Here is a 25,597-nt window from a genome sequence, read left to right on the forward strand (position 1 = left end):
TCATGCGCTCTCGAGCGCCCTGGCTGGCACCGGTAGTGCGTAACCGTTCGCGGCGGCACGCTTTGCGCCCCTTGCCATTTCCTTGTTCATATCGCGCACGTACGGCTCGAACTCGAGCTGGATGGTGTGTCGAGGCGAGTTGTAGTAGCGCCCGCTCCTGCGCTGCTCCGCCGCGCGGATCGCCTCGTGCATCTCCGGTTCCGAAGGCGGCAGGTACTTGCCGGTGAGGTAGGCGGCGACCAGCTTGCTCTGCTGCTCAGCGAAATTCACCAGGGTCGGCAGCGGTTGCGCCAGGCCCAGGTAGAACAGGTTGTCCACGCCCGGCTTCATCATCTGCTTGAACAGCGGGATGCGATTCTGCTCGTCCGGCACCAGGTTCGGATCCGAGAAGAACGGGAAGCTGATGTGATAGCCGGTGGCACAGACGATCACGTCCACCTCCTCGGTGCTGCCGTCGGCGAAGCGAACCCGCGGACCCTCCAGCGCCGTGATGGCGGGCTTGAACGCGATATCGCCGCAGCCTGCGCGGTGCAGGAACTCCTCGCTGGCCGACGGATGCGCCTCGAACGGCAGGTGATCGGGCTTGGGCAGCCCGTAGAACTCCATGTCGCCGCGGAACTTACGGACGAAGCGCTGCTTGAGTTTCAGGCTGACCTTGCGCGGAATCCAGGACGGCACGCTCTGCTTGTCACCGACCTTGCCGTTCACGTACTTCGGCAGTACCCAGACGCCGCGCCGGGCGGAAACGGTGAGCTTTGCCGCGACGAAGCGCTGCGACAGTTCCGAGGCGATGTCGAGCCCGGAATTGCCCATGCCGACCACGACGACCCGCTTGCCGCGCATATCGACCGGGTCGAACGGATCGTTGTAGGCGTGGCTGTGCAGCAGCACGCCGTCGAATTCGCCGGGGTAATCGGGGGTGCGCGGATCCCAGTGGTGACCATTGCAGACGATCAGCACGTCGTAGTCGCGGGTGCGGCCGTCGCTCGCGGTGACAAGCCAGCGGCCGTCGGTCTGTCGTTCGGCCGCGGTGACTTTGGTGTCGAACAGGATCTTGTCCCGGAAGCCGAAATGATCGACGTAATCCTTGAAGTACTGGAACAACTGCGAATGGTGCGGGAAATCCGGCCAGTCCTCGGGCGCCGGATAGTCCTCGAATGCCAGTCGGAACTTGCTGGTATCGATGTGCAGCGACTGGTAGCACGCCGACATACCGTTCGGATTCTTGAAGTACCAGTTGCCACCGACCTCGTCGGACGCCTCGAACAGATCGAACGGAATGCCGAAGTCCCGCAGCCGTTTCGCGGTGGTGATGCCGGAGGGGCCTGCGCCGATGACGCAGACCATGGGCAGAGTGGGTTGAGTCAATTCACTTGTCCTCGTGCTGGGAGGGGGCGGTCACCTGCCTGCGGCGCCGAAACCGTCCGTAGCCGTGCGGCTTCCGGAGTGACGTAGGCAACAAGGTAGCACTCACTAGACATGGTGTCTAGTGAATGACATATTGTCTAGTGAAGGCGGTGGATGCCGTCGGCGTCAGTAGACTTGCTCAGCGAAAGTCGCACGTCAGCACAACTTTCGACCGACAAGGGGTAGCCGTTGCGTACGAACCCGAATCCGACGGGCAGCACTCTGCGGGACGAGCAGAAGCAGCAGACCAGGGCGCGGCTGATGGCCGGTGCCAAGGAGCTGTTCAGCACCAGCGGCTACGCGGCGGTGCGGGTCGACGACATCGCCGCCGCCGTCGGCTGCAGCCGCGCCACCTTCTACCTGCACTTCACCAGCAAGCTCGAGGTGCTGCGCGCGATCGCCGAACAGAGCACAGCCCCCAGCGCACTGCACTTCTACGAGGACCTGGATCGGGTGCTCGACACCGGCTCTCGCGCCGAGTTCGTCGCCTGGGTGTCCCGTGCCATCGAGTGGTTCCATGAATATCGGGACCTGCTGCCCGCCTGGGACGAGGCCACCGCGCTGGAGCCGGAGTTCCGCGAGATCGCCCGCAACGGGATTCTCGCCCTGCCCAATGCGATGACGTCCTATCTCGACCGCTGGCCCGCCGATCGCGCCGATGAGGCGCGGCTGCGCGTGGAACTGCTTGTCGCCCAACTCGAGCGCTTTTTCACCCGCTGGGCGGTCCAGGGCACCATCCATGTCTCCGCCGAGCGAGCCGCCGAGGTGCTCACCGATATTTGGTTCCCCGCGCTGCGGGCGCCGGTCGAACAGGGCTGAGTGACAGGGCGATTTGTGGGCCTGGTTCGCGCGTAGCTCGATATTCGCTGGCCGCGTGGGAATCGTGTTCTGGGACTCGATTTCGAAGCAGAGTGTAAATCTGTCGGTGCGGTGCGGCATCATCTGTGCACGCAGCCATCCACGAATATTGCTCGGAGTCACCATGCCGTCGCCTAAAACCAAGCCCAAGCCATTGTCGGACAGCGAGATTCAGCGGATCGCCACGGATATCGCCGGCGGCCGCCCGCCCATGGTGTGGTTCACCGCCGCCGCGGTGGGCGTGCCGGAAGGACGGTCGGGAAAGGTGATCTCCCTCGGCGACCCGGCCGATGGAGACTTCCTGCAGGTCCGGCCCACCGGATCGAAGGATGTACTGTCCTTTTCTCCGACAGAAGTGACGTTGACCAAGCCGCCACGAGGGGCGGCGACCGTTTCCACTGCCCAGCCGAAGTCGACAACCAGGAAGGAATCACCCGTGACCCAGCCGTCGACCTTGACGAGCACTGCGACACCAACCACTACCAGTTCTGTCACGCCGCCACCGGTCGTCCCGAAACCCGTTGCGAGCACCCCGGAATCGGACGAACAAGACAGCGGCGCGAGCAAGCCCGCCGCCAAGCCCGCCACGGCGGGTACCGCGACCAAGGCCGCCAAGGCGCCGGCCCGGCCGAAGGCGAAGACGCCAGAGGTCACCGTCACGCTCACCGGAACCGCCGACGGCGAATGGTCCGTCGACGTGGTCAGCGGCAAGAAGCGCGCCGTACGTGGTCTCGCGGTGCCGAGTTCGGCGGTGGCGCAGGCCGCCAAGATTCTGCATCCCGAGGTGGCCGAAGTGGTGGCGGGCATTCTCGACGCGGCACGGGAGGCGCAGGAGGCCAAGGTGCAGCAGCTGCAGGCCGAGCTGGAGGCCGCAAGGCGGCTGCTCGACGAGCTCGTCGACTAGTTCAGACCGCGGTGCTGGTGGATCTGGTGCTCGCGCGCCAGATCCGCCGCCCCGACTCGTTCGGGGCGTGCCGCGCCGGGTCGTTGGCCATGTGCCGCACGGAGTCGGGCGCGTGCCGCGCGTCGTCGTGGAACGCGTAGCCGAGCGAGTATTCCTTCGCGTGGTACATGGCCGAATCCGCGTCCCGGATGAGGTCGTAGACGGTCGACTCGGTGCTGCGCGGACACCCGCAGGCGATCCCGATGCTGGCGGTGATCGGGATCTCGCCGGCGCTCAACTCGAAAGGGCGGACGAACGCGCCGAGCAGCCGCTCGGCCAGGGTCGCGGCTTCCTGCCGATCCAATGGCGAAAGCACCACGAACTCGTCACCGCCATACCGCGCGACCACATCATCGCGCTGCACCACCCGCCGAATTCGCGAGGCCGCGTTAGCGATCAGCTCATCCCCCACCGCATGCCCATAACTGTCATTGACCATCTTGAAGCCGTCGAGATCGATGAACAGCAGACACAACGGCTGCTCCGCCCAGCGCTCGGTGTTGCGGTGCAGTGCGCGTAGTAACGCCGATCTGTTCAACAGCCCGGTGAGCACGTCGTGGTCGGCCTGATACTGCGCGCGCCGCTCGCTGCGGGAGCTGCGCACGATGGCGCGCTCGCTGCGGACAAGCACCCCGATAAGCAGCAGTGCGAACAGCGACGACACCACCGCCCGATTCAACGGGTCCAGCGAGGAGCCGACAATCGGCACCAGCGACGCCACGATCAACGCGACCGCGATGAAGCTGGCACGCTGACGCGAGTGATGCGGATGGATCCGCCGTGGCATCCCCAGACTCGTCATCGTCGGGTGCAGCGCCGCGACGCCGACGATCGCGTACGCCGCGAGTAGTGGCCCTACCTGCATGTCGCGGTTGATCGTCACGGTGCCCGCCGCTGTCAGGTTGTCGGCGAGATCGCCGAGCAGTGCCGCGCCCAGCCCGAGATGTACCAGTTCTAGTGAGGTTTCCGAGCGGGTCGAGGTGGCCACCGAATGCGCGACGAGCGTCAGCAACAGCGCGTCGAGCACCGGATAACTGGCCGCCACCATCGTATGCAGCACGGTGTCGTGCGTCTGGAGGATCGGTGAGATGAGGAAAGTCCACGACGCGAGGAGCGCGCCGAGCCCGATCAGCCCAGAGTCCAGCAGCAGGTCATAGTTGCCGCGCACCTGACGCGGTCGCAGCCAGATCAGGGCGGCGAGGCCGACCGTCAGGTATCCGAGCAATGTGAACGCGTCGTTCAGGCCGTTGTCGGCATCGCGCAACGCGGCCCCCGTCGCGGACAGCACGGCCGAACACGACAGCAGATACCACGGCAGCGGATGGGCGGGCCGGTGTGCCCACAGGCCGAAGCCGATCATGGCCAGCGTGCCCGCAACGATGGCCGTCATCGTGAGATACGACAGCAGCGAGGAACCGGCCGTCAGATGGAGCCCGATGATGACCGCGCTGCCCCCGAGAAGCAGTGCGTACCATCGTGTTCGGAGCAGGTATCGCCGCTCCGACTGTCGCTCTGCGACTGCCATCAGCCCCCCTAGGTCGCTCCATCCCCGGTGAACCAGGCCCCGTAGAAGGTTAGTGAATCCTCCACCGAGACCTCGAGGTTCGCTGTGCCGAGCATCGTCAACACGCGTTCGGTGAACCAGGACCGAGTGTTGTTGTACGAGCAGATGTCCCAACCGACCGCGGCACGGTCGGCAACCAGAACCTGGACAACTGATTCGATCATGGCACGAAATGCGGGTCCTTGTCGTGCACTTGGCGCAACAAGGGTGATGCCGACGTAATAGATCGCGTCGCGCGTCGCGTGTTCCGGGAATCGAGCGGTGAGATATTCCGGACTGATCCACGAGATCGTGTCGAGGTGTTTGGTCAGTGTGGTCAGCCCGATCGGTTCTCCGGCATCATTCCATACCACGTGTTTGTCCACCCTGGGATCGACCATTTCCGCCCGGAATTCGTCGGGATCCAGCACCTGCTTGACAAGCGTTTTGGTGCGTAGCGGGCCGAACGACTCCTCGTACAGGCGGTGGAATACGGCTATCTGCTCGTCCGGGATCTTGGTTTCGATGGTGAGGTGCAGGTTGTTCATTGGCGCCAACTCCAGTGGATCGTATGGTATGCGGCAAGCCCCGATGCGCAGGTCGGCGCGGCCGGCGAAGCGAGTTTCGGTCGTGCGCAGGGGGACCGGGCCGAAGTTTTCCGGCCGGTTGCGTGTCATGTCATCCACGCTTGACTGGATCAGCGTCCTCACCGTTTCGACGGCTTCGGTTTCGGCCTCGTGCTCGACGAAAAGGCCTGCGCCGGAAGTCATCGTCGCGCTGCACCCAGCCGATGCCCGCTGTCTCGCTGGGTTCATTGGCATGCCGGGTGGCGTACCCGCGGTAGAGGTGGTTACCCCACAGGATCGGCTCGCGCACTCGGCCGGTGTGTTCCAAGGAGGTGCGCGGCGGGAGGTGACCATGCGGCCCTACTAGACCGCTGCGCGGGATGGTGTGAATCATAGTGCTCTTCCAGAAAACCCGACCCCAATTTGCAGGCCGGTATTGCAACAAATTCGACTGTGCCCCACAAACGCGAATCGCGCACCTTCGACGGCCGAAAGCAATGCTCCTGCGGCGTGTCTCGTAACGTGGGGCGGGGCAAGCGGACACGACAAAAACGGAGGGCAAGTGCGGACGTGGGTTGCGCCGGGGCGGGTCAACATCATTGGTGAGCACACCGACTACAACGACGGCTATGTGCTGCCGATCGCGTTGCCGCTGGTGGTGGAGTGCGCGGCGAGCGTGCGTGCGGACGGGAACGTGCGGGTGGTCTCGCGGCAGCGGCCGGACGAGACGGTGCTCGTCGGGGTGGGCGAGCTGGCGGCGCAGCGGGATCGGGTGCCGGGGTGGTCGCGGTATCCGCTCGGCGTTGTCGCCGAATTCGTGCGGCGCGGCCACGCGATCGGTGGGGTCGACCTCGCGCTGGATGGTGCGGTGCCGATCGGTGCCGGGCTGTCGTCGTCCGCGGCGCTGTCCTGTGCGGTGGCGATCGCGCTGCGGGATCTGTTCGCGCCCACCGTCACCGACCGCGAACTGATCGAGGTCGCCCGTGCCGCGGAGAACGACTATGTCGGCGCGCCGACCGGTTTGCTGGATCAGTCGGCTTCGATCATGTGCACGGCAGGGCACGCGCTGTTCCTCGACGTGCGACGCTTCGCCGCCAGCGACGATGCGAATGCTGTTGCGCACGAACAGATTCCGTTCGACCTCGCGCGATTCGGGCTGGAGCTGTTGGTGATCGACACCGGCCAGCCGCACGAACATGTCGACGGCGGCTACGCCGAGCGCCGCGCCCAATGTGAAGCTGCCGCCGCACAACTCGGCGTACCCGCGCTGCGCGATGTCGATTCGGTGGCCGCGCTCGACCGGATCTCCGACGACGTGTTGCGTCGCCGGGCTCGCCACGTGGTGACCGAGAACGCGAGAGTGTTGTCAGTTGCCAAAAGATTGCGGTCCGGTGCGGATCCACGCGCGATCGGGCCGATCCTCACCGAGGGACATGCCTCGCTGCGTGACGATTTCGAGGTGTCGACGCCCGCGCTGGACGCGGCGGCCGACGCGGCGGTCGCGGCGGGAGCACACGGCGCGCGGATGGTCGGCGGTGGATTCGGCGGCAGTGTCATCGCGCTCGTCGATCGAGAGCACACCGACGCCGTGGTCGCCGCCGTGCGGAATCGGTTCGCCGACGCGGGCTTTGCCGAGCCGCGCACCTTCGTCGTCGGCCCGGCGGCCGGTGCGCACCGCGCCGACTGATCGAGCGCCCAGGTTTTTGTGTCCCATTGTGGCCCGCGAGTGAGGCACAATCACGCAGAGTAGGTGTCGGCCGACACCATTCGGTCGGCGACGAGTGAGTCGCGCGCGCCACGCAGTACCCGTAGACGCACGTTCTCGCACCACGAGAATCTCGCTCGACGCCCGGTTTCACCGCCAGGAGGGACGCTGTGCCGCTTGCCGATTCACCTGTTCTGACGTCCGCGCTGCTCGCCGCCGAACCGCGGTCGACGGCATCGACCTATTTAGATGCTTCATCAACTCTGCGACTTGACGCGTCTCCCGTCGACTTCGCCCTGGTCGCCTTGTATTTCGTGTTCGTACTCGGCATCGGCCTGCTCGCCAGACAGCGCGTCTCGTCCAGTATCGACTTCTTCCTGTCCGGGCGGTCGCTGCCCGCCTGGGTGACCGGGCTCGCGTTCATCTCCGCGAATCTCGGTGCCGTCGAGATCATGGGCATGTCGGCCAACGGCGCCCAGTACGGCTTCCCCACCTTCCACTACTTCTGGATCGGCGCGGTGCCCGCCATGCTGTTCCTCGGCGTGGTGATGATGCCGTTCTACTACGGCTCGAAGGTGCGCAGTGTGCCCGAGTTCATGCGCAGGCGCTTCGGCACCGGCGCGCACTTGGTGAACGCGCTCAGCTTCGCGATCGCCCAGGTACTGATCGCTGGCGTCAACCTGTATCTGCTCGGCAGCATCCTGAACGTGCTGCTCGGCTGGCCGCTGTGGTTGTCGGTGGTCATCGCGGCGGTGATCGTGCTCTCCTACATCACCCTCGGCGGATTGTCGGCCGCGATCTACAACGAGGTGCTGCAGTTCTTCGTCATCGTGGCGGCGCTGCTGCCGCTCACCCTGGTCGGCCTGCACAAGGTCGGCGGCTGGGATGGCCTGCGGGACAAGGTGACCGCGTCACCGGGCGGCGGTGCGCAACTGGATTCCTGGCCTGGTAACGAGCTCAGCGGGTTCAGCAACAACATCCTCTCGGTGATCGGCATCGTGTTCGGGCTCGGGTTCGTGCTCTCGTTCGGCTACTGGACAACCAACTTCGTCGAGGTGCAGCGCGCGTTGGCGACGCACTCCATCTCGGCGGCGCGGCGCACCCCGATCCTCGGTGCCTATCCGAAGATGTTCATCCCGCTGATCGTGGTGATTCCCGGCATGATCAGCGCGGTGCTCGTGCCGCAGATGAGCGAGTACAAGGCGGCGAAGGTCGCGAATCCGGACTTCACCAGCGACACCACCTACAACCAGGCGCTGTTGTATCTGATGAAGGAGGTGCTGCCGAACGGCCTGCTCGGCGTCGGCATCGCCGGTCTGCTCGCGGCGTTCATGGCGGGTATGGCGGCCAACATCTCGGCGTTCAACACGGTGTTCAGCTATGACCTGTGGCAGCAGTACGTGCGCAAGGACCGCCGGGACGGATACTACCTGACCGTCGGCCGGTTGGCCACCGTCGGCGCGACCGTGGTGGCGATCTTCACCGCGTTCATCGCGTCGAGCTTCAGCAACATGATGGACTATCTGCAGACCCTGTTCAGCTTCTTCAACGCACCGCTGTTCGCGACGTTCATCCTCGGCATGTTCTGGAAACGGATGACGCCGACCGCGGGCTGGATGGGTCTGGTCTTCGGAACCGGTTCCGCCGTGGTGGTTTTCATCCTGCACCAGACCAAGGTGTTCCACCTGTCCGGCCAGGGTTCGAGCTTCTTGGCCGCTGGTGTCGCGTTCGTGGTCGACATCGTGGTGAGCGTGCTCGTCACCCAGGTGACCAAGCCCAAACCCGTGGCCGAACTCGTCGGCCTGGTCTATTCGGAAACCCCGAAGGAAGCACGCACCGATCCGGAGCAGGGTTCACTGCCCTGGTATCAGCGCCCGGTGCTGCTCGCTGGCATCGCCCTGGTGCTCGTCATCGCCCTCAACATCATCGTCGGATAAGGAGCCGCAATGCTTTTCGACATCCGCACCATCGTCGGCACCCTGCTCGGCAGCTACGGCGTCATCCTGGTCATCACCGGGTTGGTCAGCAATACCGCCGCCGACCAAGCCAAAACCGGCAACATCAACGTCAACCTCTGGGCGGGATTGGGGATGGCCATAGTCGGCCTGCTCTTCATCGCCTGGGTCGTCCTGCGTCCGATCGCCGTGCCGGAGAAATCGCCTGCCGCGGAGATCGACGAGGAGCCGTCGACCACTCCCTAGCGAACGCGTGCGAAGGCCCTGCCCAATCCACGGGCGGGGCCTTCGTTGTGCGTTGCGTATCGCGCAGCGCAGACCGATCGGTCCGGTGATGCTGTTCACAAGTAGCTGACCAGCGGGTATTCCTGAGCGAAATGCGTTTGTTCGAGGGAAGTGGCGCACCGTACCGTTAGTTCGGTTTGTTCAGCTAACGAATCAGGAATGGAGTGAAACGCCATGAAACCAGTGACTGAGCGCGACATCAGGTCGTCGTTCATCAACTGTTCCAAGACCGAGGCCAAAAAGCTGCCGGTGCCACAGAATCTCGACGATCGTCCCTGGGACGACCTCGACTTCCTCGGCTGGAGCGATCCGTCGCTGCCGGGCCGGTGCTATCTGGTCATGCCGAACGACGACGACGAGCTGGTCGGGGTCGCGCTGCGCTACGAAACCGGCGGGTCGGGTCGAGCCCAGATGTGCTCGATCTGCCTGACCACGCACACCGGCAGCGGCGTCTCCCTGCTGACGGCGGCCAAGGCGGGTCCGTCCGGACGCAAAGGCAACACGATCGGCACCTACATGTGCACCGATCTCGCCTGCCCGCTGTACGCGCGCGGCAAGAAGACCCCGGCGCTCGGCAATCGGTACCGGGAGAATCTGAACCCCGAGGAGAAGGTCGAGCGGATGCTCGCCAATGTGCGGGCGTTCATCGCCAGGCTCTACAGCTAGCCGCTAGCTGACCAAGTCCGCGTATTCGAAATGGAGGTAGATGCCATGCGCCGACACTTGACATTCGGCCCGCCGAACCCGCACCCCGAGTTCCGCGACAGCGCAAGCACACTCGGGGTGCACGGGGTTCCTCTCCGGTCGAGACGGCCTGGCCGCCAGTAGCCAGACCGCCTCATCCGGAGAGGAACCGCCTTACGCCGCACGCATTCTCGCCCTGAGCCCCACCAGCACGTCGACGGCGAGGAACACGAGCAGGCTCAGCCCGACCAGCGGGACGAACCAGCCGACCAGCAGCGCAGCGGCGATCACCGGCACCGCGTACCACGGCGAGGTCCTGCGCAACGCGCCCCGTCGCGGCGCCCGGCCGAGCGCGGGCCGTCCCGCCCGCTTGGTCGGCCGCCTGCGCCACCACATGAGGTAGCCGCGCACCAGCACCGTGATCAGTCCGATCATGACGGCGAGCAGTAACAACTGATTGAGCAGCCCGAACATCAGGCCCATGTGGAATTGGATGCCCCAGTTGGTGAGCTTGGCCATCAGCGGCCAGTCGGCGTACGCGAGGCGATCGGTAACCGCGCCGGTGGCGCCGTCGACCGCGACCGCGTCGACGGTGTAGGTGCCCGGCATCCGCCGTTCCTTCACCGCGAACGCCTGACCCGGCTTGGCCGGGATGGTGATCTCGGCGCCCTGGGTCACGCCGTTGGCGCGTGCGGTCGCATAGACCTGATCGACCTGGGCGATCCGGTCGTTCGGGTTGGCCGCAGCGGGCGTTGCTTCGTGGCCGCCGTGCTGATCGCCGCTCGAATCATGAACGGGTGCAGTGGTTCCCGGCAATGCCGTGGTGATCGTGGGTGTGGTCCAGCTCAGCTGCTGACGCAGTTCGGTGATGTTCGCGCCCGCGTAGGTCGACCAGGTCATGCCGGTCGCGGACAGCAGCAGGATGATCGGAAGCACCCACATGCCGACGGACCCGTGCCAGTTCACCGTCCGGCCTCGGCTGTTCTGCGAACGGTCCGGCGCGAACAGCCAGCCCGCCGAGTTCCGGTTGCGCCGGGTGCGCACCCGGCGCCACCACACCACCAGACCGGCCAGCGCGATGACCCACAACCAGGACGCGGCCAGCTCGCTGTAGAGGCGGCCGGGCTCGCCGAGGTGCAGATCGCGATGCAGCCGATCGATCCAGGTGCGCAACGGAAGTGCGCCGGAGCTGCCGTAGACGACGGAGTCGCCCACCGGCTGCGCCGTGTACGGGTTGACGAAGACGGCGCGTCGCTCGGACTCGCCGAGCGACGGGTCATTGAAGAGCACGCGGGTGGTGTCCTGCGCGCCAGGGGCGGGTGCGACCGCGGCCAACGCGAGGTTCGGCTGGGTCGCGACGGCGGCGCTGATCTGCTCGGACAGCGGCTTCGGGGTACCGGTCGCCTCGGCGGTCAGCAGGTCGTGCGAGACGATCGACTCGAGGGTCGGCGAGATCGCGTAGAGGGCGCCGGTGACGGCGGCGACGAGAATGAACGGGGCGACGAATACGCCCGCGTAGAAATGCAGGCGCATGGCCAACGCGTACAGCCCATTTCGAGCCGCAGGTGTGCTCGGGCGCGCGGGGGTGTGCTCGGGTGCGGGAGGGGGTAATTCGGCGTCGGGGGTAATGGTTTCTGTTGTGCTCACGGTCATTTCGTTTCTGCGGTTCGGGAACCCGGTGGGGGCGGGCGTTGTCTCCGATGTGCGGTCGGGACTCTGTGGCTCAGGGGAAGTACGGCACGTGTCTGCGGCATGCGTTGAGCCACAACATATGTCGAGGGTGCTGCGTCGGATCGCCGTGATTCGGGGCCTTGCACACGCGGGTTCGGCTGCGTCTGGGAAAGGCTTCGGCAGCATCGATGCCGGTGCGGCGGCGGAGATGCCAACAGGGATGACGAGGCCGACCGGGGCGGCGATGTCAACGAGACTCCGACGTCAACGGATTGGCAACGTATGAGCGACATCAACGGATCGGCGACGTCAACGTTTTCAGCGATGACAGCCGCAGTGACTGTTGCGCCTATGTCGGCGGTGCGGTCTCGTGCTGCGATGCGCCGGTGGATCGACTGCGCGATATGCGATGGCTTGCCCAATGTTCGCGAGCACGTCCAAGGTGCGTGCCGGAACACGCATTTCGTGCCTCTAGCGCCGCAGCGAGATCAGCTACTGACAGCGATTGGTGGCCCGCGGGTCCGCAGTGATTCGGTGGTGAAGACGCGCAGGATGACGCGGTCGCGATGGCTGATGCGCAGCGGAGCTGCGTCGGCGAGGACAGGCGCGGGCGTCTGGGACCGCAATACCTGGAAGAGCACCGAGGTGCCCGTCCGGTAGGCGGCTTCCGCGCCGCGGATCACGATGGCGGCGGCCACGGCCGCTAGCAGATGCGCGGTGAGCATCGCCGGTGTCAGCTGCGCATCGCCGTGATGCAGGTGACCTGAACTGAACCCCATGGTCAGATGGCCGAGCAGCTGCCCGGCGATGAGCGCGGTGATCAATCCGACGGAGGTGTCACGCAGTGGCGCGAGACCGGCCACGGAGGCGCCGATCACCGCTGCGGCCGCGACCAACAGGGCCAGCGTCGTACCGTCCGGCGACATGCCGCCCGACGCCCAACCGTGTGCCGCAACGGAAATGGTCCCCGAGATCGCACCGGCCGAACCACCGCGCACCCGCGCGACGGCGCCGCGGTGCCCCGCGGCGGACCGGCCGAACTCGATACTCACGCGCTGATAGTAGCCGACGAATTGCGCGCATCCACCCTGTCGGCAAACGCCCGAAAAACACCCGGAAACCGAATCCGCGGCGATCACATGCGAATCACAGCCGCACGCCGTTTGATCTTCCGCACCGGAAATCGCATGTGCGGTTCTCGGTGCGGCAAATCAGAAGGCGTGCGGCTATGGCGGAGACGATCGGAGCTGCCCGACTCAGGGCGCCCGGAGCGGTCAGCTCGCGTCGACTTCCATCTCGATGAGCGGCTTGCGGAGCAGCTTGCCGGTGGCGTTGCGGGGGAGCTCGTCGAGGAAGATCACCTCGCGCGGCACCTTGTAGCGGGCCAGGTTCGCCTTGACGAAGTCCTTGATCTCCAGCGGGTCGCGCTTGGAGTCGGGGCCGGGAACGACGAACGCGCGCAACCGCTTTCCGAACTCGCGATCGTCGACACCGACCACGGCGGCCTCGAAGATGTCCTCGCGCCCGGCGATCAGGTTCTCCACCTCGAGCGGGAAGACGTTCTCGCCGCCGGAGACGATCATGTCGTCGTCGCGGCCGTCGATGTAGAGCAGGCCGTCGGCATCGAAGTGCCCGACGTCGCCGCTTGACATCATGCCGTCGACGACCTCCTTGGTGCGGCCGTCGGTGTAGCCGGTGAACGCGAAGCCGTTGTCGACGAAGATGGTGCCGGTGACGTTCGGCCGGGTGATCGGCTTGCGGTTCTCGTCGAGCAACACGATCTTGATCCCGACCGGAGCCTTGCCCGCGGTGGTCGGCGCTTTGCGCAGGTCCTCGGGGGTGGCGACCGTCATCACGGCGCATTCGGTGGAGCCGTACAGGTTGTAGAGGCTGTCGCCGAAGTAGTCGAGCGTGCGGGTGACCACGTCGGGCGCGATGGCCGAGCCCGCCGCGAAGATCACCTTGATGGTGCTCGGGTCGTACTTGGCGAGCACCTCGTCGTCGAGGTCGAGGATGCGCTGCAGCATGGTCGGCACGACCACCAGCGAATCGGCCCGGTGCTTCACGATGTTTGCCAGCGTCTGCTCCGGGTCGAAGCGGCGCTGCTGGAAGACGACCCGGTTGCCGAGGGCGAGGCCGATGGTGAACTGGGAAAGCCCGGTGCCGTGGAAGATCGGCGCCGCCATGATCATGGTGCCGTTGTGCGGCAGCGGCACCCGGTCGACGAACTGGGCGGAGGCGAACGGGCTCACCCGGTCGCGCGGCGCGCCCTTCGGGGTTCCGGTGGTGCCGCTGGTCAGGATCACCATGCCGCCCGGCTTCGCGGGTGCTGGCAGCGGATCGGTGGACCGGCCCGCGGACAGCGACTCGATGGTCGCGGTCGACGGATCGACATTGTCCTTCGCGTCGACCCAGGTGAGCACCCGCGGAATCTCGGCGGGGATGGCGCTCATCAGGTCGACGAACTCGCTGTCGTGCAGCACCGCCTTCACCTGCTCGCGCGCGGCGACGTCGGCGAACTGCGGCTTGGCGAATCCGGTGTTCATCAGCACCGTGCGCACCCCGAGCTTGCCGGTCGCGAGCAGGCTCAGCACCATGCCTCGGTGGTCGCGGGCCAGGACCGCCACCACGTCACCGGGTTGTAGACCCTGTGCCGCGAGGCCGCGGGCCAGCGCGTTCGACTGCTCGTTCAGCTGGCCGAAGGTCAGCTCACCGCCCTCGTCGACGATGGCGCCCGCGCCGGGTCTGGTCTGTGCGGCGTGCATGACCACACCGGCGAACGGGCCGAACTTGAGCACGTTGAACGCGGACCGCGCGGCGTGATCAGGGCGGAGCGGATTGAACAGCCGCCGCTTGACCATGACATTCACGCCGAGGGCGAGAACGCCGGCCTTGCGCGCAGTGCCACTCAACGCGGGGAAGGAGACAACCATTCGACAACAACCTTCCGGCGGTCCCACCCGGTGCGAGCCGGTGGGTGGTGCGGACCGCAGCTTCGGGATCCAGTGCTATCGCTAACAATAGCAACCATCTGTAACCCGGTGTGTCACGTATCTCAACACTAGCTACCGATGGGTAACCAGTTGGGGTCGCGCCGCCCCGATCAGGCGGGAACCTCGTACTCCACCAGCACCCGGCGCAGCAGCTTGCCGGTCGGGTTGCGCGGCAGATCATCGAGGAAGACCACCTCGCGCGGCACCTTGTAGCGGGCCAGATTGTTCTTGACGAAGGCTTTGATCTCTTCGCTGTCGGGGGTGTGGCCCGGCTCGGGAACGACGAACGCGCGCAACCGCTTGCCGAATTCGGCGTCGTCCACCCCGACGACCGCCGCGTCGAAGATGTCCTGACGCTCGAGCAGCAGGTTCTCCACCTCCTGCGGGAAGACGTTCTCGCCGCCGGAGACGATCATGTCGTCGTCGCGGCCGTCCACCATCAGGAGTCCGTGCTCGTCGATGTGGCCGACATCACCGCTGGACATGAAGCCGTCGATGATCTGTTTGCTGCGGCCGTCGGTGTAGCCCTCGAACGGTGTGCCGCTGCGGATGAAGATGCGCGCGGTCGTATTGATCGTGCTGACCTGCTTGTCGTTGTCGTTGTAGAGCCGCACTTCGCAGGTGATCGGCGCGCGTCCGACGGTGCCGGGGGCCAGCGCGAGTTCCTCCGGATTGGCGACGGTGGCGACCGAGCATTCGGTGGAGCCGTACAGGTTGTACAGCACGGGCCCGAACACCTGGGTGGCCTTGATGGTGAGCTCCGGCGACAGCGCGGAGCCCGCGAGCAGGATGCACTTCAGCGAGGAGATGTCGTACTTGGCGCGGATGGCCGGATCCAGTTCCGTCATCCGGTGCAGCATGGTCGGCACCGCGACCAGCATCTCCGCCTTGTGCTCAGCCACCAGCCGCAGCGTTGCCTCGGCGTCGAATCGCCTGCGCACCACCACCTTATTGCCCATGGCCATGCCGACGAGCCAGGTGCCGAACCCGGTGCTGTGGAAGATCGGCGACACGATCACCTGAGCACCCTTGTCCGGGAAGGGAATTCGGTCGAGGAACTGCGCGGTGGCCAGTGGCGACACCTTGACCCTTGTCGCGCCCTTCGGCAGGCCGGTGGTGCCGCTGGTGAGGATGATGAAGCCGCCCGGCTTGCTCGGGTTTGGCAGGTCGGCACTGGCGTTGTTCTGCACCAGATCGTCGAGAGTCTGTGCGCCCGAAGGCAATTCGGTACCCTCGTCCACCCAGGTCAGGAAGCGCGGCAGGTCGGCGGGCAGCGCGTCGAGCAGGCCGAGGAACTCGCTGTCGTGCAGCATCGCCTTGACCTTCTCGCGCTGGCAGACCTCGGCGAACTGCGGCTTGGCGAACCCGGTGTTCATCAGCGCGACCCGCACGCCGAGCTTGCTCGCGGCCACCATCGACAGGATCAGACCGCGGTGATCGCGGGCGAGCACGCCGATGACCGTGCCCTCGGTGATCCCCGCCGCCTGCAAACCCCGCGCGATCGCGGTCGACTGCTTGTCGAGCTGCCCGTAGGTCAGTTCGCCGCGCTCGTCGGCCAGTCCGATGGACTCGGGCGCGATGCGCGCGGCATGCCGGATCAAGGTGGCCTGCGGGCCGAATATCTGCGATTCATTCAGTGTCCGAATCGTTTCCAGCGGCTTGCGCGGATCGGAAACCCCACGGGACCGGAGCACTCCGAGCGCTTTGACAGCCTCCAGCGCGTGCGCCACCTTCATGTCGAACACCTCCACCAGCAAACTCGCGTCGGTACTCGACCTAAGCGATATCGAACGGCGTAACTGAGATAACTACCGTAGCAGCGGCGTGTCGGGGGTCACATGACGACGGTTATTTGACAGCGCCTCGCGGAGGGCGTTCGATACCGGTAGGGGGTAGTCGAACAGAGAATGGAGCTGAATCAACGATGATCGTCAAGCTTGTTCGATCGACTTCGGTACCGGCGGACTGCCACTGCGGTCCGGCCTGCCAGTGCGGGTGCCAGTCAGGCGGCCAGTGCAGCTGTGGCGGCGATAACTGCTGCTGAGTTGTCAGCTGGTCAGCGTCGTGCGCTGGCCAATGCGATGAGTAGTGGCACCACCCGGCCCGCGGGCACCTCGAAACGCCCGCGGCCGGCGGTGTGCAGCCAGCCGACCGCCGCCAGCTGCCGTAGGTGGTGATAGACCTGCCCGGACGTGCCGACACCCTCGAGCCCGACGAGTTCGGCCGCGGTCCTTCGGCCGCCCATGATCTCCCGCAAGAGTCGTAGTCGCACCGGGTTACCAAGTGCGGCAAGACATTCCGCGGTCTCAGCCCAGTCGTCCTCGATCAGGTCGCCGGTGGTGAACGTCGCCTGCCACCCGTAGTGCTCGTCGGTCGGTAGCCGTACCGAACCGGCGAACAGCACGCCGCCGTTCGGCTCGTCGTCCGCGACGAACTCCTCGTGCAGACGGACCGCCGCCCATCGGTCATCGGCGGCCGCCGCCTCTTTCTCGTTCTCGCTGTCGGCCATGTCGTTGAGCCGCCGTTCGAGTTGCGCAACCCGCTCTTCCAGACTCACGCCCCAAAAGCTACGGAACTACGTAATTCCGGACAAGAGGGCAATCGAGGGAGGTCCGGTGACACGTCGGCCCCCGCGACGAGCGTCACGGGGGCCGAAGTGTCGACTCGATCAGTTGTAGACGGCTCCGAACGACGGCACCGAGATCGTGCCGAGCTGGTACTGGAACCCATCCGGATTGGCATCGCTCACCGGCACCGACCAGCGGTGCCACAGGCTGCCGTACACCGCGGCCACGATCATGCCGCCGCCGGTGTCGAGGGGACGAGACCTGATCGTGGTGTCGACCGGGACGTCCTGATGGTCGTAGAGCACCTCGGTCCCGCTACGCCCGTTGGACAGGTTGATCCACAGCACCTCCAGCTTCGCGCCACCCTGATTCGGCGCGATCGTGCCGGGGCCGCCGAAGAATCCGAACCGGAATCCGTCGAGGCCGAGTGCGATGCCTGACCCGTACACACCCGGCCCGTCACCACGCCCGATATCCGACTGCGCCGGAATCTGGAACGGTTGCGCGGGCAACGCCACCTGCCCGACCTTGTTCACCTGCCCGGAAGCCACCAGCCGATCCACCGCCTGCTCGGCCGCGGGATTGCCCGCGGCCGCCGCCCGCAGTTGCGCGGCGGCACCGGCCCAATCGACGGTCGCCGGTTCGGCACCGGCATTACCAGCAAAAACACTCGCTACAACCGCCGTGGCGGCAAAGACGGTAGCGAGGCGACGCGTCACGCTCAGTCGTTCCATATCCAGTTGCTCCTCGAGGTCTCTGGTACAGCTCGAAAGAAATCGTCCGCTGAATCTGTCGATCAAGAACAGCAGGCCGTTACGTTGCCAGCCATTGCCTACCGGCCCTACTATCCCGTTCGGATGCGTCCTTTTCCCGCTAGAGACGCCTTTTGGCCCGGAGTGTCTCGGACGGGATCACCAGGCGAAGTCGCCTTTGCCTTCGGCGAGGATGTCGTCCTTGTTCGCATTCCATATCCGGGCATACGCCGTGCCTGAACCTGGATGTTCGAAGCCGCCGCCGGTGCCGTACGGGAACGAGAAGGGGCGCAGGGACATCGTCCTGTTGGTACCGTCGCAGGTGATCCTCTTGCTGGAAGCGCGAGCGTCAACGATGTGCTTATCGTCCGTTGGCTTCGGTTTTGTCTGCTCGATTCCGACGGTGACTCCCTTGGCCGCACCCTTGGCGCAGTTGTAGATGAAGGTGACAAGCATGTCACCGGAGTTCACGTAATCCACGCCGGTGAGGGTGATGGTCGGCGACGCGGTATCAGCGAACGCGACGGCGGGCAACCCGCCGCACGAGGCAACAGCAATGGCAATAGCCACTGCGGCACGGACTTTCGAGACTGTCATAGAGCACGCTCTCCTGTCGATGAGTGACGAGGGGTGTAATGCGTGATAGCGGCAGATACCGTAACCCGTTCGCCCCGTAGTGATGTGAACGCCCGGCCGCGCCGCGCCGGTCGCAAAATGTGAAACAGACGCATTCGCACGGATTTGCGAATGCGTCCGAAAGTTGTTGGTAGGCCCGGGTATTGTGATCGAACTTCCTTCCGAGGGGCGATGGACATGGTCCACACATCGCGCCCAGGGAGGAGGTGGTGGGGGATGGCGAAACATCGCCGGAGGAAGAGCAAGGCCCCGGTCGATTACGGCATCGTCGTAACAGGTGCTGTCGTAATCGCCGGGGCGCTCATCCTGGTCCGCCGAGTTTGGCTGGCTAGATAAACCCACCAGGTGGGGCCGCTGTTAGCGCAGCGGTCCTACCGCTCGGCATCACTCTCGTGATGAACCCATCTTATCAAGCTCGCGCGCCTGCGGGCGGGTAGTTCGAGGCGTCCTGCGGCAGAGGTTTCTTGATGAAAAGTGGGCCGTAGCGCTTAGCTTGTTAGGATGCTAGCATTCTAGCGTGGGCGATGAGGAGATCAAACAGTTCAACGTGTACCTGCCGATCGGGCTGATCAAGCAGGTCAAACACCACTCCATCGAGTCGGGCCTCTCGTTGTCGGCGCTGGTCGCCGCGGCGCTGCGCGCCTATCTCGACGACGCCACCGAGCAGTGACGGAACTCGACCGAGAAGGAAACCTGATGACTACCAATGGCATTGAGGCTGTGTTCCTCGAGACTCATAACTGGGGCAAGGCGGCGAAGTTCTTTCAGGCGCTCGGCTACGAACTGGAGTTCACGACCGATCACAACTCCGGTCAGCTCCGAAATGGCGACGGCCCTTACGTATTCATCGCCGAGGTCCCCGAGGACCGGAAACCCGGGATGCAGCTCGTGTTGAAGGCGACCGACGAGGACGCGCTCGCCGCCGATCCCGCCATCGAGGTGGTCACGCCGTTCGAGGAAACCCACTACGGGACAAGGGAAATGACCGTCCGCGACCCGGATGGACGGCTCTGGACACTACAGGCCGAGAAGTAACCGTAAGGAGACGACGGATGGCCGACGAACAGACCGAGGTGCCGGACAGCACGGCAGTACGAACCGCCCTGTGGCGAGCGATGCACGTCCAGATCGACCCGCCGCCGCATGTGCTCGAGGACGAAATCGGCTTGCGACTCGTCGCCCCGGATCCGGACTGGCGCAGTCGCCCTGACATGGATCCCGTTGGTACCAGCGGCTTTCGGGCGTCGATGGTGGCCCGTGCGCGATTCATCGAGGACCTGGTTGCCGAGCGGGCCGACCAGGGTGTCGTCCAGTACGTCTTGTTGGGAGCAGGATTGGACACCTTCGCCCAGCGAAGGCCCGAGATAGCCTCTCGCCTAACGACCTTCGAGATCGACCAGCCGAGCACCCAGGCCTGGAAGCGGCAACGGCTGACCGACCTCGGCCTCGGTGTACCCGACTGGTTGCGGCTGGTGCCGGTCGATTTCGAGGCAAACCAATCCTGGTGGGAGCAGCTGGTTGCGGCCGGTTTCGATCCGGATCGACCGGCGGTCGTCGCCTCCACCGGCGTCAGCATGTACCTCACCAAGGAGACCACCGCGGCCACTCTGCGGCAGCTGTCCGCGCTCGCGCCCGGTTCAACGCTGGCGATGACCTTCCTGCTGCCGACCGACCTCCTCGCCGACGCCGACCGCTCCGGCCTGCAAGCGTCGCAAAAAGGGGCACGCGCAGCGGGAACGCCCTTCGTCAGCTTCTACACCCCGCAGGAAATGCTCGCCCTGGCCCGCGAAGCCGGTTTCCAAGACGCACAACATGTTTCGGGAACCACCCTCGCCGACCGCTACTTCGCGGACCGCACCGACGGTCTCCGTCCGTCGAGCGGAGAGGACTTCCTGATCGCCACCACCTAACGCAGAACCGGCGCCGGTCCAGAGCGGACCGACGCCGGTTTCCGTTGTGCGACTTACTACTTCAGCTCAGCACTGGTCTTGCCGAGCACCCGGCGAGCCACGATGAGCTGCTGGATCTGCTGGGTACCTTCGAAGATGTCGAGGATCTTCGAGTCACGGCCCCACTTCTCCAGCAGGGTGCGCTGCGAGTAGCCGATGGCGCCGGCGAGCTCGACGGCCTTGAGGGAGACATCGGTGCCGGTACGGCCCGCCTTGGCCTTGGACATGGAGGCCTCGAGCGAGTTCGGCTTCTTGTTGTCGGCCATCCACGCGGCGCGCAGCGACAACAGGTAGGCGGACTCGTAATCGGCTTCCATGCGCAGGAATTCGGCGGCTGCGGCGTGCTGGTTGTTCGGCGGGGTGTCGTAGGAGATCTCGACGCCGGCGTCGGTCAGGATCCCGCGCAGCTCCTCGAGGGCGGCGCGGGCAACGCCGACCGCCATCGCGGCAACGAGCGGGCGGGTGTTGTCGAAGGTCTGCATGACCCCGGCAAAACCCTTCTCCACGTTGACCTCCGGGCTACCGAGGATGTTGTCCTTCGGAATCCGGCAGTCCTGCAACAGCAATACGGCGGTATCGGAGGCCTTGATGCCGAGCTTGTGCTCGAGCCGGGCCACCGAGAGACCGGGAGCGTCGCGCGGCACGACGAACGACTTGATCGCCGCGCGGCCGAGGCTCTTGTCGACCGACGCCCACACCACGATGTGGGTGGAGCGCTGGCCCGCGGTCACGAAGATCTTCTCGCCGTTGAGCACCCACTCGTCGCCGTCGAGCACGGCGGTGGTGGTGACGGCGGCGGAGTCGGAACCGAACGACGGCTCGGTGATCGCCATCGAGGCCCACACCTTGCCGAAACGCTTCAGCTGCTCGTCGGTGGCGACGGCCGCGATGGCCGCGTTGCCAAGACCCTGGTAGGGGATCGAGAGCATCAGGCCGACGTCACCCCACGAGGTTTCCAGGGCGTTCAGCAGCGCGGACATGTTGCCGCCGTTGGAGTTTCCGAGCAGTTCGGTGGCGTGCGCGTCGGACTCGCTGTCGTCCTCGCGGCCACCGGCGGCGCCGCCGATCTTCTGGGTGCCGGAGTCAGCGAGGCCTTCCACCATGGCGGCCATGGTGTCCAGCTCGACCGGGTACTCGTGCTCGGCGAGGTCGTACTTGCGCGAGATCGGCCGGAAGATCTCGGTCGCGACCTGATGGGCCTGGTTCGCGCTGGCCCGCAGCTTCTTGGGGAGTTCGAGGTTGATCATGGGAGGTCTCCTGGAAGGTAAGGAACGGGCCGGTTAGATGAGCACGACACCTTCGGCGACGCCGATGCCCCGCAGATCGCGGTACCAGCGCTCGACCGGGTGTTCCTTGGTGAAGCCGTGGCCGCCGAGCAGCTGCACGCCGTCCAGGCCGATCTGCATTCCCTTGTCCGTGGCCAGCTTTCGGGCAAGCGAAGCCTCACGGGCGAAGGAAAGCCCCTGCTCCGCGCGCGAGGCACCCCGCAGGGTCACCAGCCGCAGGCCGTCGAGCTCGATCGCGATGTTGGCGACCATGAAGGCGACCGCCTGACGGTGCGAAATCGGCTCGCCGAACGCCTCCCGCTCGTTCACATACGGAATCACGTAGTCGAGCACGGCCTGCCCGGTGCCTGCCGCGAGCGAGGCCCAACCGAGGCGGGCGAGCCGAACGGCGTCGGCGTAGTCCTCGGCCCGCTGCTTGGCGTCACCGTCACCGAGGATCGCGTCGGTGCCGACCGCGACATTGTCGAGCAGCAGGCGACCGAGACCGGCGGCACGCAGACCCATGCTCGGATCGGCCTCGACCACCAGGCCGGGGGTATCCGACGGAACGATGAAAAGCGAAGGGCGACCGTCGAGTTCGGCGGCGATCAGGAACAGCTCGGCATCCGCGGCGGCGGGCACCAGGCTCTTCACGCCGGAGATCCGGTAGCCGCTCGGCGAGCGAACGGCCTTGGTCTGCAATGCGAACGGGTCGAACAGCGCGCGCGGCTCGCTGATCACCACGGAGGCCTGCGGCACGTTCTCGCCGGTGAAGGCGGGCAGGTAGGTCTTCTGCTGTGCGTCGGTGCCCCACTGGGACAGCGCGACCGCGACACCGCTCGGCGCGAGGATCGGCAGCGCCAGGCCCATGTCGCCGTGCGCAAGCGCCTCGGCCACAAGGGAATTGGTGACCGCGCCGCGCTCAGATGCCGCGCCCTCGAGCTCCTCGGGGACGTTGATCAGGGTGATGCCGAGCTGGGCGGCGCGCTCCAGCAGGTCGCGCGGAGCCTTCGCGGCGGCATCGGCGTCGTAGGCGGCCGGGCGCAGGATCTCTTCGGCGAATTCCCGCACCGTCTCGACGATCATCTGCTGCTCGTCGCTCGGGGTGAGGTCGAAGAAGTCCTTCGTCTTCGCCTCGTTGGGGGCCAGGCGCTTCGGCTGACCGTTGCCGGTGACCTTGGCGAAGGCACGGGTGGCTGCGCCGAGCGTGCGGAAACCGGTCTTGGTGCCCTCGTAGGTGACTCGCTCGATCGGCTTGCGCAGGTTGTACTTCTCGGCGAGCTCCGACCCGGTAAGAGTCGTCATCACCCGCATGGCCGCGCCCATCCAGTCCCGCTTGGGGTGGCTGAGGCCGACTGCGGACGTGTCTGGACTTCGCTTCGTTGCGCTGTCTCGAGTGCTCATCATCACCTGTTTTCTCGGGTGGGTGGGGTGAGGTCTTGCCCCCGGCTATCTTACTCCTCAGTAAGACTATCTTACTCCAGAGTAAGAACCGCGTCGAGGTGCAGCATACGCCCCTATCTGTGCCAGGCTGGGCGGGTGCCTATCGTCGCGGTGCTGTTCGCCGCCGTCTTGCTCGTATGTACCCCGCGCTATGGGTACCACCGCGACGAGCTGTACTTCTTGGCGGCTGGCCGACATCTTGCGTGGGGATACCCCGATCAACCACCGCTCACGCCGCTGGTCGCCAAGGCGATGGCGGCGATCGATCCCGATTCGTTATTCGTGCTGCGGCTGCCCGCGGTGCTCGCGGCCACCCTGGTGGTGGTGTGTGCCGGGTTGATGGCGCGAGAGTTCGGTGGCGGGCGTGCGGCGCAGGCGTTGGCGGCGGCCGCGGTGGCGAGTGCGGCGCTGATCATGGGGGCCGGGCACTTGCTGAGCACGGCCGTGTTCGATCTGGCGGTGTGGTCGGTGGTGTCGCTGGTGGTGCTGATGCTGCTACGGGCAGCTCGGCCAGGGGAGTTCGAAGCCGATGGTCATGGTGGCCAACGATGGTGGCTGGTGCTCGGCCCGCTGGTCGGCATCGGTCTGCAGAACAAGCTGCTGCTGATCTTTCCGGTACTGGCCCTGCTGGTGTCGTTGCTGGTGCTCGGCCCGCGAAAGCTGTTCGCCACCAAGTTCTTTCCGATGGCCATCGCAATCGCGGTGCTGATCTGGCTGCCGTATCTGGTGTGGCAGGCGCGCAACGGGTGGCCGCAGTGGGAGATGGGCCGGGCGATCGCGGGCGGGTCGTCGGGGACCTCGGATTCGCCGATCATGTTCGTGCTCTTACAGTTCGGGCTGATCGGCCCGCTGCTGGTGCCGTTGTGGGCGTTCGGGTTGTGGCGGCTGGCTCGGGATCGTCGATATCGAGCGTTCGCGGCTGCCTACGGCCTGCTTTTCGTGGTGTTCGTCGCGGTCGGCGGAAAGGCGTACTACCTGGGCGGGATGTACCCGATCCTGCTCGCGGCCGGGGCGGTCCCGGTGGCGGCGTGGCTGGGTCAACGACGAATACGTTGGGCGGCAATGAGTTTCGTGGTCGCGGCGAACGCGATCGTCTCGGCGATCCTGTTCCTTCCGGTGCTGCCCATCTCGATGTTGAACGACACCCCGGTCCTCGCGATCAACTACGACGCGGGCGAGACGATCGGCTGGCCGGAATTCACCCGCCAAATCGGGGAGGTGCGTGCCCGGCTCGGCCCCGACCTCGCCATCCTCACCGCCAACTACGGCGAGGCCGCTGCCATCGAACGTTTCGGCGCGCCGTACAACCTCCCGACACCCCACTCCGGCCATAACTCCTACTGGTGGTGGGGCCCGCCGAGCGACACCGCCGCCGAGGTACTCACGATCGGCATCGACCGAGACCGCCTAGCGCGCTTCTTCGTCGACATCGAACCCGCCGGTCGCATCGATAACGGCCTCGGCATCGCCAACGCCGAGCAAAACGCCCCTCTCTTCGTCTGCCGACACCCCCGCGCCCCCTTCTCCGAACTATGGCCTCAGGCCAAATACCTGGGTTAGAGGTGGTGCTTGGTGAGGAAATGTTCGACGGTTGTGCGCCACTGATCGGGTTGTTCGGCCATGAGGACGTGGCCTGCCGCGATCTCGGTGTATTCCGCGCCGGGGATGGACTCGGCGAGGAAGCGGGAGTTCGCCGGGTCGATCAGCAGGTCCTCGGTGGCGTTGACGATCAGGGTCGGCACCGCGATGCGGCCCAAATCGCCGGTGGTGTCGACGATTTCGACCAGGCTGGCCTGCTGGAGCGTGCCGCCGGGGACGGTTGTCATACCGACTCGGACAAGTTTGTCGACCTGGTCGGCGGGGAGTGCGTTGAGGAAGGCGGGGCTGAATCCCTGTGACAGGGCCAGGCGGGAGAACGTGGCGGTGTCGTCGCGGTCGAGCAAGTCCTGCCAGATCTGGACGGTGAGGCGGGCACGGTTGTCGGACTCGGCGAATCCTGCGGCGAGGATCAGGCCGCGCACCCGGTCCGGATGTCGCACCGCGGCGCGCACGGCGACGGTGCTGCCGAGGGAGTACCCGACGATGGTGAAGGTCTCGACGCCGGAATCGACCGCGGCCGCGACGAGCGCGTCGGCGAGACCGTCGAGGGTGAGTTGGATATTGCTGTCCGGATAGTCGGAGGCGACGACGGTGTGTGTCGCGGCCAGTGCGGGGATCAGGGCGCCGAAGTTGGTCTCGATGGTGCCGCCCGCCCCGTGTGCGAGGACGAGGCCGGGTCCGGTGCCGGTGACCGTGGTGCGCAAGGGAATTGCTGTCATGTCAGCCAAGTTAGGAATTCACATGAGTGTGAAGGCAAGGCGAGGGTGAGCGAGGTC

Annotated in this window: 24 protein-coding genes; 11 read left to right on the forward strand and 13 right to left on the reverse strand. The window is 65.7% G+C overall.

Annotation, left to right across the window (positions count from 1 at the left end; genetic code table 11):
* Positions 1-1,347: a flavin-containing monooxygenase gene (locus tag OG203_RS34165; RefSeq protein WP_405168099.1), complete on the reverse strand. Its 1,347-nt coding sequence runs from the start codon at positions 1,345-1,347 to the stop codon at positions 1-3.
* A 249-nt stretch (positions 1,348-1,596) separates the two neighbouring features.
* Between OG203_RS34165 and OG203_RS34170 the strand changes: the two genes are divergently transcribed.
* The gene (locus OG203_RS34170; protein WP_405161340.1) at positions 1,597-2,226 is read left to right on the forward strand and encodes a TetR/AcrR family transcriptional regulator; all 630 of its coding nucleotides are present in this window, start codon (positions 1,597-1,599) and stop codon (positions 2,224-2,226) included.
* 163 nt (positions 2,227-2,389) lie between these two features.
* Positions 2,390-3,169, forward strand: a complete 780-nt coding sequence (locus tag OG203_RS34175; protein WP_405161341.1) for a DUF6319 family protein — start codon at positions 2,390-2,392, stop codon at positions 3,167-3,169.
* Position 3,170: 1 nt separating this feature from the next.
* Here the strand turns inward: OG203_RS34175 and OG203_RS34180 are convergent, their stop codons facing one another.
* Together OG203_RS34180 and OG203_RS34185 are read right to left on the reverse strand one after the other, a co-directional pair.
* Positions 3,171-4,733, reverse strand: coding sequence for a diguanylate cyclase domain-containing protein (locus OG203_RS34180; RefSeq protein WP_405161342.1), 1,563 nt, complete (start codon positions 4,731-4,733; stop codon positions 3,171-3,173).
* An 8-nt stretch (positions 4,734-4,741) separates the two neighbouring features.
* Positions 4,742-5,428 (reverse strand): hypothetical protein, encoded by a 687-nt coding sequence (locus OG203_RS34185; RefSeq protein ID WP_405161343.1) that lies wholly within the window; start codon positions 5,426-5,428, stop codon positions 4,742-4,744.
* Here OG203_RS34185 and OG203_RS34190 point away from each other — a divergent pair.
* The 5 genes from OG203_RS34190 (at position 5,427) to OG203_RS34210 (ending at position 9,928) form a co-directional block, all read left to right on the forward strand.
* Complete coding sequence (locus OG203_RS34190) at positions 5,427-5,684, forward strand: hypothetical protein (protein WP_405161344.1); 258 nt, start codon at positions 5,427-5,429, stop codon at positions 5,682-5,684. The genes OG203_RS34185 and OG203_RS34190 overlap by 2 nt on opposite strands.
* A gap of 195 nt (positions 5,685-5,879) precedes the next feature.
* Positions 5,880-7,004, forward strand: a complete 1,125-nt coding sequence (galK, locus tag OG203_RS34195; protein ID WP_405161345.1) for a galactokinase — start codon at positions 5,880-5,882, stop codon at positions 7,002-7,004.
* Between the two features lie 224 nt (positions 7,005-7,228).
* A complete protein-coding gene (locus OG203_RS34200; RefSeq protein ID WP_405168100.1) occupies positions 7,229-8,959 on the forward strand; it encodes a sodium:solute symporter family protein in 1,731 nt (576 codons plus the stop codon).
* A 9-nt stretch (positions 8,960-8,968) separates the two neighbouring features.
* Positions 8,969-9,223, forward strand: a complete 255-nt coding sequence (locus OG203_RS34205) for a hypothetical protein (protein ID WP_405161346.1) — start codon at positions 8,969-8,971, stop codon at positions 9,221-9,223.
* A 213-nt stretch (positions 9,224-9,436) separates the two neighbouring features.
* On the forward strand, positions 9,437-9,928 hold the full coding sequence (locus OG203_RS34210) for an FBP domain-containing protein (protein ID WP_405161347.1): 492 nt from the start codon (positions 9,437-9,439) through the stop codon (positions 9,926-9,928).
* A 192-nt stretch (positions 9,929-10,120) separates the two neighbouring features.
* Here OG203_RS34210 and OG203_RS34215 read toward each other — a convergent pair whose 3' ends face one another.
* From OG203_RS34215 to OG203_RS34245, 7 genes are all read right to left on the reverse strand, one after another.
* Positions 10,121-11,599: a PepSY-associated TM helix domain-containing protein gene (locus tag OG203_RS34215; protein ID WP_405161348.1), complete on the reverse strand. Its 1,479-nt coding sequence runs from the start codon at positions 11,597-11,599 to the stop codon at positions 10,121-10,123.
* A gap of 506 nt (positions 11,600-12,105) precedes the next feature.
* The gene (locus OG203_RS34220; RefSeq protein WP_405161349.1) at positions 12,106-12,669 is read right to left on the reverse strand and encodes a hypothetical protein; all 564 of its coding nucleotides are present in this window, start codon (positions 12,667-12,669) and stop codon (positions 12,106-12,108) included.
* Positions 12,670-12,891: 222 nt separating this feature from the next.
* Positions 12,892-14,550 (reverse strand): acyl-CoA synthetase, encoded by a 1,659-nt coding sequence (locus OG203_RS34225; protein ID WP_405161350.1) that lies wholly within the window; start codon positions 14,548-14,550, stop codon positions 12,892-12,894.
* Between the two features lie 170 nt (positions 14,551-14,720).
* A complete protein-coding gene (locus OG203_RS34230; RefSeq protein ID WP_405161351.1) occupies positions 14,721-16,346 on the reverse strand; it encodes an acyl-CoA synthetase in 1,626 nt (541 codons plus the stop codon).
* 320 nt (positions 16,347-16,666) lie between these two features.
* The gene (locus tag OG203_RS34235) at positions 16,667-17,167 is read right to left on the reverse strand and encodes an ArsR/SmtB family transcription factor (protein WP_405161352.1); all 501 of its coding nucleotides are present in this window, start codon (positions 17,165-17,167) and stop codon (positions 16,667-16,669) included.
* Positions 17,168-17,278: 111 nt separating this feature from the next.
* Complete coding sequence (locus OG203_RS34240; RefSeq protein WP_405161353.1) at positions 17,279-17,911, reverse strand: hypothetical protein; 633 nt, start codon at positions 17,909-17,911, stop codon at positions 17,279-17,281.
* 177 nt (positions 17,912-18,088) lie between these two features.
* Entirely contained in the window at positions 18,089-18,526 is a 438-nt protein-coding gene (locus OG203_RS34245; protein ID WP_405161354.1) for a hypothetical protein, read from the reverse strand.
* A 556-nt stretch (positions 18,527-19,082) separates the two neighbouring features.
* Here OG203_RS34245 and OG203_RS34250 point away from each other — a divergent pair.
* Genes OG203_RS34250 through OG203_RS34260 form a run of 3 tightly spaced genes read left to right on the forward strand, consistent with a single transcriptional unit; the run spans position 19,083 to position 20,475 of the window.
* Positions 19,083-19,235 carry a CopG family transcriptional regulator gene (locus tag OG203_RS34250; protein ID WP_405161355.1) on the forward strand — a complete coding sequence of 51 codons (153 nt, stop codon included), beginning with the start codon at positions 19,083-19,085 and terminating at the stop codon, positions 19,233-19,235.
* Between the two features lie 26 nt (positions 19,236-19,261).
* The gene (locus OG203_RS34255; protein ID WP_405161356.1) at positions 19,262-19,600 is read left to right on the forward strand and encodes a VOC family protein; all 339 of its coding nucleotides are present in this window, start codon (positions 19,262-19,264) and stop codon (positions 19,598-19,600) included.
* 17 nt (positions 19,601-19,617) lie between these two features.
* On the forward strand, positions 19,618-20,475 hold the full coding sequence (locus OG203_RS34260) for a class I SAM-dependent methyltransferase (protein WP_405161357.1): 858 nt from the start codon (positions 19,618-19,620) through the stop codon (positions 20,473-20,475).
* A 56-nt stretch (positions 20,476-20,531) separates the two neighbouring features.
* Here the strand turns inward: OG203_RS34260 and OG203_RS34265 are convergent, their stop codons facing one another.
* Entirely contained in the window at positions 20,532-21,761 is a 1,230-nt protein-coding gene (locus OG203_RS34265) for an acyl-CoA dehydrogenase family protein (protein ID WP_405161358.1), read from the reverse strand.
* 33 nt (positions 21,762-21,794) lie between these two features.
* Positions 21,795-23,189 carry an acyl-CoA dehydrogenase family protein gene (locus tag OG203_RS34270; RefSeq protein WP_405161359.1) on the reverse strand — a complete coding sequence of 465 codons (1,395 nt, stop codon included), beginning with the start codon at positions 23,187-23,189 and terminating at the stop codon, positions 21,795-21,797.
* Between the two features lie 129 nt (positions 23,190-23,318).
* On the opposite strand from OG203_RS34270, the gene OG203_RS34275 reads away from it, so the two are divergent.
* Positions 23,319-24,782 carry a glycosyltransferase family 39 protein gene (locus OG203_RS34275; RefSeq protein ID WP_405161360.1) on the forward strand — a complete coding sequence of 488 codons (1,464 nt, stop codon included), beginning with the start codon at positions 23,319-23,321 and terminating at the stop codon, positions 24,780-24,782.
* On the opposite strand, the gene OG203_RS34280 is transcribed toward OG203_RS34275, so the two are convergent.
* The gene (locus tag OG203_RS34280; RefSeq protein WP_405161361.1) at positions 24,779-25,540 is read right to left on the reverse strand and encodes an alpha/beta fold hydrolase; all 762 of its coding nucleotides are present in this window, start codon (positions 25,538-25,540) and stop codon (positions 24,779-24,781) included. The genes OG203_RS34275 and OG203_RS34280 overlap by 4 nt on opposite strands.
* Positions 25,541-25,597: the final 57 nt, after the last annotated feature.

It is taken from the genome of Nocardia sp. NBC_01499, from assembly GCF_045040275.1.
Lineage (GTDB): Bacteria > Actinomycetota > Actinomycetes > Mycobacteriales > Mycobacteriaceae > Nocardia.

Coding starts and splice junctions, on each gene's coding strand:
- OG203_RS34190 (WP_405161344.1), top strand. CDS start 5,427: ATGTCATCCACGCTTGACTGGATCAGCGTCCTCACCGTTTCGACGGCT.
- OG203_RS34185 (WP_405161343.1), bottom strand. CDS start 5,428: ATGACACGCAACCGGCCGGAAAACTTCGGCCCGGTCCCCCTGCGCACG.
- OG203_RS34205 (WP_405161346.1), top strand. CDS start 8,969: ATGCTTTTCGACATCCGCACCATCGTCGGCACCCTGCTCGGCAGCTAC.
- OG203_RS34260 (WP_405161357.1), top strand. CDS start 19,618: ATGGCCGACGAACAGACCGAGGTGCCGGACAGCACGGCAGTACGAACC.
- OG203_RS34230 (WP_405161351.1), bottom strand. CDS start 16,346: ATGAAGGTGGCGCACGCGCTGGAGGCTGTCAAAGCGCTCGGAGTGCTC.
- OG203_RS34240 (WP_405161353.1), bottom strand. CDS start 17,911: ATGGAACGACTGAGCGTGACGCGTCGCCTCGCTACCGTCTTTGCCGCC.
- OG203_RS34180 (WP_405161342.1), bottom strand. CDS start 4,733: ATGGCAGTCGCAGAGCGACAGTCGGAGCGGCGATACCTGCTCCGAACA.
- OG203_RS34215 (WP_405161348.1), bottom strand. CDS start 11,599: ATGACCGTGAGCACAACAGAAACCATTACCCCCGACGCCGAATTACCC.
- OG203_RS34245 (WP_405161354.1), bottom strand. CDS start 18,526: ATGACAGTCTCGAAAGTCCGTGCCGCAGTGGCTATTGCCATTGCTGTT.
- OG203_RS34255 (WP_405161356.1), top strand. CDS start 19,262: ATGACTACCAATGGCATTGAGGCTGTGTTCCTCGAGACTCATAACTGG.
- OG203_RS34280 (WP_405161361.1), bottom strand. CDS start 25,540: ATGACAGCAATTCCCTTGCGCACCACGGTCACCGGCACCGGACCCGGC.
- OG203_RS34175 (WP_405161341.1), top strand. CDS start 2,390: ATGCCGTCGCCTAAAACCAAGCCCAAGCCATTGTCGGACAGCGAGATT.
- OG203_RS34265 (WP_405161358.1), bottom strand. CDS start 21,761: ATGATCAACCTCGAACTCCCCAAGAAGCTGCGGGCCAGCGCGAACCAG.
- OG203_RS34210 (WP_405161347.1), top strand. CDS start 9,437: ATGAAACCAGTGACTGAGCGCGACATCAGGTCGTCGTTCATCAACTGT.
- OG203_RS34165 (WP_405168099.1), bottom strand. CDS start 1,347: ATGGTCTGCGTCATCGGCGCAGGCCCCTCCGGCATCACCACCGCGAAA.
- OG203_RS34225 (WP_405161350.1), bottom strand. CDS start 14,550: ATGGTTGTCTCCTTCCCCGCGTTGAGTGGCACTGCGCGCAAGGCCGGC.